The 12,287-nt window shown below is 65.3% G+C and carries 8 protein-coding genes; 3 read left to right on the top strand and 5 right to left on the bottom strand.

What is annotated here, in order from left to right; genetic code table 11:
- Positions 1 to 166: 166 nt before the first annotated feature.
- The 3 genes from CFB39_RS26680 to CFB39_RS26670 all read right to left on the bottom strand — a co-directional run bounded on the left by CFB39_RS26680 (position 167) and on the right by CFB39_RS26670 (position 3,554).
- Entirely contained in the window at positions 167 to 496 is a 330-nt protein-coding gene (locus CFB39_RS26680; protein WP_089427241.1) for a hypothetical protein, read from the bottom strand.
- 174 nt (positions 497 to 670) lie between these two features.
- Positions 671 to 2,230, bottom strand: coding sequence for a DHA2 family efflux MFS transporter permease subunit (locus CFB39_RS26675; protein ID WP_089432861.1), 1,560 nt, complete (start codon positions 2,228 to 2,230; stop codon positions 671 to 673).
- A 421-nt stretch (positions 2,231 to 2,651) separates the two neighbouring features.
- The gene (locus tag CFB39_RS26670; protein WP_069251819.1) at positions 2,652 to 3,554 is read right to left on the bottom strand and encodes a LysR family transcriptional regulator; all 903 of its coding nucleotides are present in this window, start codon (positions 3,552 to 3,554) and stop codon (positions 2,652 to 2,654) included.
- Positions 3,555 to 3,699: 145 nt separating this feature from the next.
- On the opposite strand from CFB39_RS26670, the gene CFB39_RS26665 reads away from it, so the two are divergent.
- From CFB39_RS26665 to CFB39_RS26655, 3 genes are all read left to right on the top strand, one after another.
- Positions 3,700 to 5,733 carry an FUSC family protein gene (locus CFB39_RS26665; protein ID WP_089475087.1) on the top strand — a complete coding sequence of 678 codons (2,034 nt, stop codon included), beginning with the start codon at positions 3,700 to 3,702 and terminating at the stop codon, positions 5,731 to 5,733.
- Between the two features lie 846 nt (positions 5,734 to 6,579).
- The gene (locus tag CFB39_RS26660) at positions 6,580 to 7,755 is read left to right on the top strand and encodes a hypothetical protein (RefSeq protein ID WP_089475086.1); all 1,176 of its coding nucleotides are present in this window, start codon (positions 6,580 to 6,582) and stop codon (positions 7,753 to 7,755) included.
- A 125-nt stretch (positions 7,756 to 7,880) separates the two neighbouring features.
- Positions 7,881 to 8,780: a hypothetical protein gene (locus tag CFB39_RS26655; RefSeq protein WP_089475085.1), complete on the top strand. Its 900-nt coding sequence runs from the start codon at positions 7,881 to 7,883 to the stop codon at positions 8,778 to 8,780.
- Between the two features lie 121 nt (positions 8,781 to 8,901).
- Here the strand turns inward: CFB39_RS26655 and CFB39_RS26650 are convergent, their stop codons facing one another.
- Both CFB39_RS26650 and CFB39_RS26645 read right to left on the bottom strand, forming a co-directional pair.
- Positions 8,902 to 9,822: a bestrophin family protein gene (locus CFB39_RS26650; protein WP_089475084.1), complete on the bottom strand. Its 921-nt coding sequence runs from the start codon at positions 9,820 to 9,822 to the stop codon at positions 8,902 to 8,904.
- A gap of 12 nt (positions 9,823 to 9,834) precedes the next feature.
- The gene (locus tag CFB39_RS26645; RefSeq protein WP_089475083.1) at positions 9,835 to 12,159 is read right to left on the bottom strand and encodes an FdhF/YdeP family oxidoreductase; all 2,325 of its coding nucleotides are present in this window, start codon (positions 12,157 to 12,159) and stop codon (positions 9,835 to 9,837) included.
- Between the last annotated feature and the right edge of the window lie 128 nt (positions 12,160 to 12,287).

Here is a 12,287-nt window from a genome sequence, read left to right as displayed (position 1 = left end):
TTTGACGGATGACGATGCGACAGGCGGCTGACGACGGAGTATACCCGCAGCGTTTGAAGCCGTTGGCGCGTTGAAACGATTCGATACACAACAAGCACCCGCTACCGCATCGCGGCAGCGGGCGTTTCAGGTGATGGCGAATGGGCACTTGCCGGTGTTGTCGATCTTATTGGCCGATCTGGTGGCTGACCGCATTTTCCTGCTGGTTCAGCACGTGCTTTTCGCTCTTCGTGATGTGGCTGTGATCCTGCGCAGCCATGTCCCGCTCTTCCCGGCGGATCTTGCGGTCGTCACGGTGCAGGCGCGCAGCCTCGGCGTGCGACATCTCGCCTTCCTTCACTTCGTGATGGATCCGGCGATTCTGGTTGGCGAGGCGCTGGTTGACCGCTTCGCGGCGCGGATGCGCCTGTTGCCACGGCGTATCGGCGAACGCGGTACCGGTCAGCACCGACATCAGGGTCGCGGCAATCGCGAGATGGCGGGTCAGGGCTCGCATGGTGTGTTCTCCTGTCGTTGCGCTCCGGATCATGGGCGCTTGTCCAAAAAACGCGGAGCGGGCACCGGCTGTTGACGTTTCCTCGTGTATCGATTGCAAGTCTTTATTACGTCGGCGTGTGACGGCGCGAGCCCCGGCGCGTGCAGGACGGGGCCCGACCGTCGCGCACTCGGGTCAATGCGCGCCGGCCGCCGCCGCATCGGCATCGCCGCCGCCGGAGCGCTTCGGCTTCGTGATCCAGATGAGCGGAATGATCGCGATGAAGATGATCGCCGACACGTAGAAGATGTCGTTCAGCCCCATCACGGCCGCCTGCGAATCGACCGACGCGTTGAAGAACGCGAGTGCCGAATCGGGGCCGAGATGCAGCAGCGAGCGCGTCGTGTCGACCTGCTGCGTGAAGACCGGATTGGTGACGCTCGCCTGTTCGGTGAGCCGCACGTGATGCAGGATCGTGCGGTCGTTCCATGCGTTGCTGATCAGCGACGTGCCCACCGCGCCGCAGAACGTGCGGCCGAAATTCGACAGGCCGGCGGCGGCCGGGATCTTCTCCGGCGGCAGCCCGGACAGGATGATCGACGTCAGCGGCACGAAGAACATCGCCATCGGGATGCCCTGCAGCAGCGTCGGCAGCACGAGATCCCAGCGCGACACGTCGGTGTAGAAGGTCGTGCGCATCATGAACACGACCGCGAAGCCGACGAACGCGAGCGTCGCGATGTAGCGCGGATCGGTGCGCGGCAGCAGGCGTCCCATGACCGGCGTGAGCAGGATCGCGAACACGCCGAGCGGCGCGGTGGCGAGCCCGGAATCGACCGCGCGGTAGCCGAGATAGCCCTGCATCCACTGCGGCAGCAGCACCAGCGTGCCGAAGAACATCCCGTACGCGACCGAGATCGCGATCGTGCCGCCCGCGAAATTGCGCTGCGTGAACAGCCGCAGGTCGACGATCGGGTTCGCCTCGTGAAGCTCCCACACGAGGAAGAACGCGAAGCCGATCAGCGCGACGATGCCGAGCGCGACCACGACGGGCGAGTTGAACCAGTCGAGATCCTTGCCCTTGTCGAGCATGATCTGCAGCGACGCGACCCACAGCACGAGCAGCAACAGGCCGATCGTATCGATCGGCATGCGTTTCGTGGCCGATTCGCGGTCGCGGAACACGATCCACGTGACGGCGGCCGCGAAGAAGCCGACCGGGATGTTGATGTAGAAGATCCACGACCAGTTGTAGTCGTACGTGATCCAGCCGCCGAGCGACGGCCCCGCGATCGGGCCGACGAGCGCCGTCATCGACCACAGCGCCAGCGCGCTCGACGATTTCTGCCGCGGCCACGCGCCGAGCAGCAGCGCCTGCGACAGCGGCGCGAGCGGCCCGGCGACCGCGCCCTGCAGGATCCGTGCGGCGAGCAGCGTGGGCAGGTTCGGCGCGATCCCGCACAACCACGACGCGAACACGAACAGCAGGATCGACGTGACGAACAGGCGCACCTGGCCGAAGCGCTGCGTGAGCCAGCCGGTCAACGGAATCGACACCGCGTTCGCGGCCGCGAAGATCGTGATCACCCACGTGCCTTCGTCGACCGACACGCCGAGGTCGCCCGAGATCGTCGGAATGGCGACGTTCGCGATCGACGAGTCGAGCACGTTCATGAACATCGCGAGCGATACCGCGATCGTGCCGATCGCGAGGCGGCCACCCGATAGCGGGGCTGTAGTGGACGGAGAGGACATGGGTTTCCTGCGTAAGGGACGTAAGGGGCGTCAGGTGCGGAACGGATGCGACCCGTTGCGGCGGGCACGCGCGGCCACACGTGGCCACGCACGCGCGCGCGAATGCGACGCACGGACGGCGCGGCTGCTGGACGGAAGGAAGCACGGCGCGCGCGACGCGGCCCGGTAGAGGGGCCGACGCGTGCGACGTGCTGCTCGATCGAATGCACGAAGCCGTGGCGGGCTTCGGGAGGCGGAATGCTGCCGGTCAGGAAGGCGGGACGCGCGTGACGCGCCTGCGGGCAGCGGTCAGGCGGCTGCCGTCGCGTGTGGAATGGTTTTGCATCGCGACAGGCTAACGATGTGGCGAGCCGCCATCAACACGTGCCGGCTCATTAATCGATTTCGCTTGCTGCAATAATCGCTGGGCGAACCGTGCCGGTTACGGGGCGGTGCGCCAATCGTCGAACACTTCCGCGAGGAATTCGACGAACGCGCGCACCTTGCTGTCGAGCGTCGCGCGCCGCGGATACAGCACGTGCAGCTCGACGTCGTCGGTCCGGTGCCAGTCGGGCAGCACGATTTCGAGCTCGTTCCGCTCGAGCCGGCGCGCCGTGTAGTGCGTCGAGACCAGCGCGATGCCGCCGCCGCTCGCGGCCTGGCGCAGCACCGTCACCGATTCGTTGGTGATCAGCACCGGCCGCACCGGCACGTCGGCCACGTCGCCGGCCGCATTGGTGAGCCGCAGCGTCAGGCCGGGCGCGTCGCGGCCGACGAGCAGCAGGTCGTGCTGCGCGAGATCCTGCGGCGTGGCGGGCCGGCCGACGCGGTCGAGATACGCGGGGCTCGCGGCGAGCTTCGCCTGCGACCAGCCGAGCGAGCGCGCGATGTAGCTGGAGTCCGTCAGCACGCCTGCGCGCAGCGCGACGTCGAAGCCGTGCTCGACCAGATCGAGCGGGTTGTTGTCGTAAATCAGCACGAGCTGGACCAGCGGGTAGCGCCGCCGAAACTCGGCGAGAGCCGGCTCCAGCTCGAACAGGCCGATCGAATAGGGCACCAGCACGCGCAGCATGCCCTCCGGCGCCGTGCGCAGCGCACGGGCCTGGCGGTCGGCGTCGAGCAGGATGTCCTCGGCACGCAGGCAGCGCTCGTAGTAGTCGCGTCCGGCTTCGGTGACGGACACACGGCGCGTCGTGCGGTACAGCAGCTGGACGCCGAGATCGTCCTCGAGCTGCTTGACCTTGCGGCTCACGCGGCTGAGCGGCATGTCGAGGTGCGTGGCGGCGGCGGTGAAGTTGCCGCGCTCGACCACGCGCAGGAATATCCGGATGCTTTCGAAGTCCATACGAGGTGCTTCAGTGTTCGACCTGCGCGCATCTTACCTGTGCCGGCCGAATTGCTTCGTGCGGCGGCGATTATCCTGCCCGGTGCAATAACGCATCCTGTCCGCGCCTCTTAGTGGCGGCGGCGTGCCCCCGTATGCTCGCCGCATGAAATTCGCCTTGCCCCCTCTACCGCCGCTCGCGGCCGTGCGCACCGCGCTGCGCGACGCCCGGCCCACGCTGCCGCCCGGCGCCCTCGGCTTCGCGTTGCGCAACACGGCCGCGTCGCTCCTCGCGCTCTATATCGCTTTCCGGATGAATCTCGACGACCCGAAATGGGCCGCGTCGACGGTGTGGATCGTCGCGCAGGGCAGCCGCGGGATGGGCTTGTCGAAGAGCCAGTACCGGATTCTCGGCACGGCGATCGGCGCGGCCGTCGCGCTCGTGCTGACCGGCGCCTTCGCGCAGACGCCCGAACTGTTCCTGCCGGTGCTCGCCGCGTGGATCGGCCTGTGCGCGGGCGTCGCGACCTTCCTGCGCAATTTCCGCGCGTATGCGGCGGTGCTCGCGGGCTATACGGCGGCGATCATCGCGATGGACGCCGTCTCCGCGCCGCTGCACGCATTCGACATCGCGACTGCGCGCTTCCTGTACGTGGTGGTCGGCATTCTCTGCGGCGCGGCGTTCGAGACGGTGTTCGCGCCCGGTTCGCCGCTGGCCGACGTCCGCACGCGGCTCGCGCGCTATCTCGACCGCGCGGTGGCCGTCGGTGCGGGCGCGCTGCGCCGCGAGCCGAACGGCGCGGCCGTGCACCGGCTGTTCGCGGACGCGCTCGAACTCGACACGGCGGCCGAATATGCGGCCGCCGGCGATCCGCCGGTGCGCAACGCGATCGGCCATCTGCGCGCGGCGGTGCTGGGCGTGCTGTCCGCGCAAGCCGCCGGGCAGGCGCTGCACGAGCACGCGGCGCGCAGCGGCGGCACGCCGGACCCGCTGGTCGCCGATGCCGCACAGGTGCTCGATGGCGTGGCGGCGTCGGGCGAAGCGGGGCCTGCGCTGACCGCATTGCGTGCGCGCGTGGACGACGCGGTGCGTGCCGAAGCCGCGGAGCCGGCCGGCTCCGATCCGTCGCGCCTGCTCACGCTCGACCGGCTGGCAGCGCTGCTTGCCGGGTTCGACGCCGCCTTTGCGGGCAAGGCGCAGCTGGACCGCCCGAATCCGCCGGCGTCGCGCGTGCGCTATGCGTTCCACGACGATCCGGTGCTCGCGTGGCACAACGGCATTCGCGCGTTCGTCGCCGTGCTGGTCGCCTCGGCGCTCTGGATCGTCACCGCGTGGCCGTCGGGCGCCGGGTTCGTCGCGATCACGGGCGTAGTCTGCGCGCTGTTCTCGACGCGCCCGAACTCGGTCGGCGCCACCGTCGGCTTCCTGAAAGGGGCGGCCTGCGCGGCGGTCGCGGGCGCGCTCTGCAATTTCGTGCTGCTGCCGGCGGTGTCGGGATTCGAGATGCTCGCGTATATCCTCGGCGTGTTCATGATCGGCACGGGCATCGCGATGCGCAATCCGCGCACGGCCGGCATCGGCAGCGGCTTTTCGATCTTCTTCTGGAATTTCACGTCGCCGGACAATACGGCGCGCATCGGCGATGCCGCGTTTCTCAATTCGGCGCTCGCCACGCTGCTCGGCATCGCGTTCGGGGCGCTGGTGTTCGCGCTCGTGTTTCCCGGCGATCCCGGCACGAGCCGGCGGCGCCTGCATCGCGCGGCGCGCGACGATCTGGTTCGCATCGCACGCAATCCACGCGCGTGGCGGGCGAGTGCGTGGCTGAGCCGCACGGCCGACCGCATCGGGCGCGAACTCGGTTTCGCGGGCCGTCTGTCACCCACGCTCATCGAGCGCGACCTGCGCGACCTGCTCGCGGCCTGGACGATCGGCGACAGCCTGTTGTCGCTGGCCGAACTGGCCGCGCGCGAGCCGGCGGCGCGCCGGGCGGTCGCGGTCGTGCGGGGGCGGGTCGGGCGCGCGGATTTCGCGCGGCTCGCGCGAACCAGCAACGCGGCAGCCCGCGTGCTGCTGCGGCGCGTGACCGAAGTCGACAGCGACGACGGCCGCGCGCTGCTGCGCGGTGCGGTGCTGCTGAGAACGATCGCGGAGACGGCGGCCGCGCATGATGGCTTCCTGCGCGCGGTAGCGTTCGTCTGAAATCGGAAGGAGTGGTGCAGTCTCTCCTTCGAAAACCACCTGTCCATCGACGTTGGATGAGGCAGGCGCACCCTGAGGCTTCAGTTTTCCGCTTTGCCTCGCCGGGTAATCATTCGTCAGCGGTATCCAGTTCCGTGGTGTCGTTGCTCACTTTTTTCCGGGGCGACTGACGAAATCCAGACCTGAGCGCTTGAATTTATCAGCGTCTGTTCCAATGGTTACTTCCCACCGGTCTTCTAAAAATTCGAGCACTCTTGCAGTGCGTTCACATATTTGGCGAGGATTCTGCTCACTCCCGTGCGCGATTTCATTTTCGGAATGGAATTCATGGCCAAATCCAACTTTTTCTATTGATCTGCTTTTATTGGGGAGCAATTGCGGCCGTTTAATGAGAGCGATCGAGGAACTGGCGCAACGCAGGCAACGACCCCGTACTGTCCGGGCGACAAGCACTCGACTCTGTTGCTGTAATGGAACGGCAAGGGGATATTTTTAATTTAATTCGAACCCATTTATATTGATTTTTGGGTTATTGAATAATATTGATGATTGATGACTCGAGATGGGCTGATATAAATAACAGCTTTAAAGTTTATGTTTTTTATCTATGTTGTATTCATGCGGCTGGTTTGATTATTAAGCGTGCGCATGGGAGATTCCGGGAAACGGCGAGGCGAAGTCGTGCAAAAACGCCGCGTCAACGCGAAAAAAACGAGGTGCGCGCGACTATGGCGTAGCAATGTGGTGGCCGCAGTAATGCGGGAAGTTGCAGTGGATTGATAGGTTTGCTTGCTAAATGATCGGGGCATTTAAATCGTGTATTAAAATAACACAAAGGTGAATGTCATGGCGGATCCGAAAAACTTCGTTGATCTTCAAGCTGGCTTCTACAACGCACTCGCCCAGGGTCTGGGGTACTCCAACCAGGACCCGTTTCAGGTGATTCAACCGTCGCCTCCGCTTCTGGATGGAGAGGGTGCGGATGACTTGCTCTGGGCCTATTTCAACAATCTTCCCGTCGCGTCTCTGACGGGGAACACGCAGATTTCGGGCGGCAATCAGTTTCTTGCCAATTACCAGGCAGTGATGTCTGCATTGCAGTCAGCACCGAACAACTTCCAATCGACGCTCGGCCCGGCATGTTGGGATAGCTATCAAGCTGCGCTGAAGCAGGACAAGAGCCTGACGAACCCCAAGAAGTTTCGCAATTGGGCGCTATATAACGGAGCGTGTTCTGCCGTTGCAGTGTCGGGCGCGTCTGCCTTGGCGGCTGCGGAGCTTGATCCGATCTTCGCTGCGCAGTTGAACGTCGAACCCTACCTCCCGGCCGGTGACGAGTCGGTTGACTTCGTGCCCGGCTACTCGAAGATGCTTGCCTTGCTCAAGAAGGCGCCGTATCGCTCCTTCAATGTCAGTACCAACAGCTGGCAAACCGATGTGTCCAGCACGTGGACTCAAGGTTCGAACAGCGGTTTCTTCGGGCTATGGGGCGGCAGCAGCTATACGTCGACGCTGAGCCAGAAGTTCGCCTCCGGCGGTGTATCGGTGGACGCGAGCTTCCGCAACGTGCTGCCGTTCAACGTGACCCCGGGCACGTGGTACAGCTCGGGCGCGTTCGGCCTCGCGTTCAACAACCCGGGCAGCGCGCCGTGGAAGCCCGGTGTCAAGCCCAATTGGGAAACGACATTCGGCGCGTCGGGCAACATGCAACGGTTCGCATCGACTCTCGTGATTGCCAACGAGATGAACATCAAGGTTACGTCTAACGCGTCCTATAGCGAGAGCGAGCAGGAGCAGATCAGAAATAACTCGTCCGCCGGTTTGTGGCCATTCTATTGCTCCAGTAGCTCGGGCGGTTCCAACACGTCGACGGCGTTCAATGCCGCGGGAAACATGACCGTCACGATCACCTCTCAGAAGAACGTACCCGTTGTCATCGGCTGCATCGTTCTTTCCGCAAGCCAGTATCTCGGCCATGAGTCGCTGGCGTCGAAGATCCTTACCGAGAAGTTCTACAGCTGACGTCGGGCAGTGATACCTGAGCCGGCACTCCGGCCATTTGCAGCAGGAGGTCGCTGCGCCGTGCTCATTTCGGGCGGGATCCCCTGGATCCCGCCGACTTGCACAACCGAAGAAAGGTCAATCCCATGGCTTCATTCGTCGAACTGCAAGACCGCTTTGTCACCGCGGAGTTTGCGGCGCTCGGGTTTTCTCGGTCGGGCGGGCAAGTGCTACAGCCGGCCGCATTGCTCCGCTCCGGGGATAACGAGTCACTGTGGTCCTGCTTCAACACCATTCCGGCCGACTTGCCGGTCTTTGCGCCAAGCGGTGGCGACACGTTTTTTGCGGCATATTCCGCGTTGATCGACTCATTGATACCTGGATCCGCTCTGCTCGATCCGATTGCGGCAGCAAAGCATCGCCTCGATGTATGGGGGCGGCAGCCCCCCGCCTGGAATGTCGACTATGCCGGCCTGGTGAAGCAGCTTGCGGCAGCCCCTAGCGTCACGTTTCCGTTCGGCAGCGACGCCGAGCCCAATACAGGATTCTGGGGCCTGTGGGGCGGCAGCGATTCCATCTCGGGACCGAGTGCGCAATTCGCCGCCGGCGACGTGTCCGGTCAGTTCGAATTCCAGCACGTGCTTCGGTTGTCGGCAACGCCGTCCAACTGGTACGTTTCTTCAGCGCTGTCACTTGCGCACGCGACGAAGAGCGGCGACCCGTGGAATCCGGGATCGGCGATCAATTGGCAATCGACGTTTGGCCCGCAGGGCAACATGCAGCGCTTTGTTGCAAGCTTGCTTGTCGTATCGGGTCTGAATGCCGAGTACACATCGAGTGCGTCGTTTAGCAAAGCCGACCAGCAATCGATCCAGGCCAGTCAGGCGAAGGGTATGTGGCCGTTCTACTTGAGCGGCTCCGGGATTTCCACATATATTCACTTCAACAGCGAGAACCAGATGAAGGTGCAAATCGCCAGCGATCGGAATGCGCCAATCGTCCTCGCCGCGTCCGTGGTAAGTGCAGCGCAATTCCTCGGAGGGTAAGGGGCGCGACGCAATGGCGCGGTCGTCGACGGTGCGGTTCAATCCACGGCAGGACTCGTACCGAAAATGCAGGGGACGTCAACGCCGGGCAGCGCGTCGCTACCGGGCCGAGTCGGCCGGATCAACTGAGCTGCCAGGCCTTGCCCGGCGTGACTTCCGCCGGCAGCGGCTCGCGGTTCAGCTCGAGCAGCGTGCGCTCGATCTGCCGCGTCATCGCGTCGAGTGCGAGATGGTTCGGCCCGTCGCCGAACGGCTCGGCGATCGCATGTGCGATCGCGTCGAGCGCGATCAGCGTATAGGCGACGAACACGCTGACGAACGGCGTCGCCGCGCCGATCGAATCGACGAGACCGAACGGCAGCAGCACGCAGTATGCATAGATGGTCCGGTGCAGCAGCACGTCGTATGAAAACGGGATCGGCGTCGACGCAATCCGTTCGCAGCCGCTCACCATCGCGACGAGATCGTCGAGGCGCGCGTCGAGCATCCACAGTCGCGTGTCGGAGAGATGGCCCGCATCGGCGCGTGCGGCGAACGCTTCGCGCAGTGCGTGCACGATGACGACCGGGCGAAAGCGCGCAGCGGCAACGCGCGCGTAAGCGGCGCCGTCGAGCAGCCCGCGCAGGTCGGCGGCCGGATCGGTGCCGCGCAGTTGATGCTTGAGCGCATAGACGAACGCGACGACCGTCCGCACGAACGCGCGCCGCGATGCGTCGTCACGGTCGATCGCACCGTAGCAGAGCGCCTGCGACACCAGCGTGCGCGTGGCGGTCAGCACGCCGCCCCACAGTTGCCGGCCCTCGCGGTAGCGTTCGTAGCTCGCGTTGTTGCGGAACCCCGCGAAGATCGCGAGCGTGAGGCCGATCAGCGTGAACGGCGTCGGGTTCAGCGGCACCTTCTCGCCGAGCACGCGGCCGCCGCCCCAGACCGCGACGAGGCTGATCGCGAGCGTCAGCACGAGCTGCGGCAGGATGGTCGGCAGCACCGAGCCGTTCCAGACGAGCAGCATCCGCAGCCAGTGCTCGCGCGGACGAACGATCATCGCCGCGCTCCGTCAGGCGGCAATCGAGGCCGGCGCGGCCGTGCGATGCAGCAGCACGGGAATCGACTTCGACGTCGGTGTGTTGCACACGTCGCCGACGCTGTCGAGCGGCACGAGCGGGTTCGTTTCCGGGTAGTACGCGCCGATGCAGCCACGCGGGATGTCGTACTCGACGAGCAGGAAGCCGTCCGCGCGCCGCTCGATGCCGTCGTGCCACACGGTTTCCATGTCGACCCAGTCGCCGGCCTTCAGGCCGAGCATCGCGAGATCGTCGCGATTGGCGAACACCACGCGGCGCTGGCCGAACACGCCGCGATAGCGGTCGTCGAGCCCGTAGACGGTCGTGTTGTACTGGTCGTGCGAACGCGTCGTCATCAGCGTCATCAGCCGCTCGCCGTGCAGCGCGCGGGCACGCTGGATCGGCGTGTCGGCCGGCAGCGCGTGCGGGATGAAGTTCGCCTTGCCCGTCGGCGTGAGCCATTCGCGGTCGCGCGACGCGACGCGCAGGTGGAAGCCGCCCGGCCGCGCGATGCGCGTGTTGTAGTCGTAGAAGCCGTCGAGCGTCGCCTCGATCGCGTCGCGGATCTTCGCGTAGTCGTCCTTGTAGGCAAGCCAGTCGATCTTGCCGCTGCCGAACAGCGCATGGCCCATGTGCGCGACGATCGCGGGCTCCGACATCAGGTTCGGCGACGCCGGCTTGTTCATCCCGTACGACACGTGGACCATGCTCATCGAATCCTCGACCGTCACGCCTTGCGCGACGTTGTCCTGCAGGTCGATCTCGGTGCGGCCGAGCGTCGGCAGGATCAGCGCGTCGCGGCCGTGGATCAGGTGGCTGCGGTTCAGCTTCGTCGTGATGTGCACGGAGAGGTCGCAGCGGCGCATGCCTTCCCACGTGCGCGGCGTGTCGGGCGTCGCCATCGCGAAGTTGCCGCCGAGGCCGATCAGCACCTTCACGTGGCCTTCGAGCATCCCTTCGATCGTCTCGACGACGTCGTAGCCGTGGTGGCGCGGCGGTTCGAAGTCGAACACGTGGCCGAGCCGGTCGAGGAATGCCTGCGACGGCTTTTCCTCGATGCCGACCGTGCGGTTGCCCTGCACGTTCGAGTGGCCGCGCACCGGGCACAGGCCCGCGCCGGGGCGGCCGATGTTGCCGCGCATCAGCATCAGGTTCGTCAGCATCTGCACGGTCGCGACCGAATGCTTGTGTTGCGTGATGCCCATGCCCCACGTCGCGATCACGCGCTCGCTGCGCGCATAGAGCCGCGCGAGGCTGTCGATCTGTTCGTAGGGCACGCCGCTTTCGGCCGTCAGCGCCGACCAGCTTTCGTTGCGCAGGTCGTCGGCGAATGCGTCGAAACCGGCCGTGTGCTCACCGATGAACGCGGTGTCGAGCACGCGCGGCGCACCGGCGGCGCGCGCGGCGTCGTCGAGTTCGAGCACGCGCTTCGCCATCCCCTTGATCAGCGCGAAATCGCCGCCGATCGTCGGCTGGATGAACGTCGATGCGATCTTCGTGCCCGACATCGTCAGCATCTCGATCGGGCTTTGCGGATCGGCGAAGCGTTCGAGGCCGCGCTCCTTCAGCGGGTTGATCGACACGATCGTCGCGCCGCGCTTCGCGCACTCGCGCAGCTCGCCCATCATCCGCGGGTGGTTGGTGGCCGGGTTCTGGCCGAAGATCAGCAGCGTGTCCGCGTGTTCGAAATCGTCGAGCGTGACGGTGCCCTTGCCGACGCCGACCGACGCCGGCAGCCCGCGGCTCGTCGCCTCGTGGCACATGTTCGAGCAATCGGGGAAGTTGTTCGTGCCGTACAGGCGCACGAGCAGCTGGTACAGGAACGCCGCTTCGTTGCTGGCGCGGCCGGACGTGTAGAACGCGGCCTGGTTCGGGTCGGGCAGTGCCCGCAGGTGGCGTGCGATCAGCGCGAAGGCGTCGTCCCATGCGATCGGCACGTATCGGTCGGTCTGTGCGTCGTACACCATCGGGTCGGTGAGCCGGCCGTGCTGCTCGAGTTCGAAATCCGACTGTTCGAGCAGCTCGGTGACCGTATGCGCGGCGAAGAAGTCGGGCGTCACGCGCTTGCTCGTCGCTTCCGCGGCCACCGCTTTCACGCCGTTTTCGCAGAATTCGAACGTCGACGCGTGCTGGCGGTCGGGCCATGCGCAGCCCGGGCAGTCGAAGCCGTCCGGCTGGTTCTGGCGCAGCAGCGTCCGGTAGTTGCCGCCCGCGACCTTTTCCTTGATCAGGTTGATCGTGACGGCTTTCAGCGCGCCCCAGCCGGCGGCCGGGTGGGTGTACGGTTCGATGCGCGCGGTGGCGGATTTCTTTTTCATGATGCAGCGGGTGTCGGGGTCGATGGGTGCAGAGTACGCGCGGCCCCCATCCGGCTGTGTGTACACCTGTTCATTCCAAAAAAGAGTACAGTTGCGGCCATTCACGCAGTGCGGATCGCAACTGTATT

The sequence above is a fragment of the Burkholderia sp. AU6039 genome, assembly GCF_002223365.1.
Classification (GTDB): domain Bacteria; phylum Pseudomonadota; class Gammaproteobacteria; order Burkholderiales; family Burkholderiaceae; genus Burkholderia.
The sequence above is the reverse complement of the archived record's forward strand: the minus strand, read 5'-3'. Positions and strand labels throughout refer to the sequence as shown.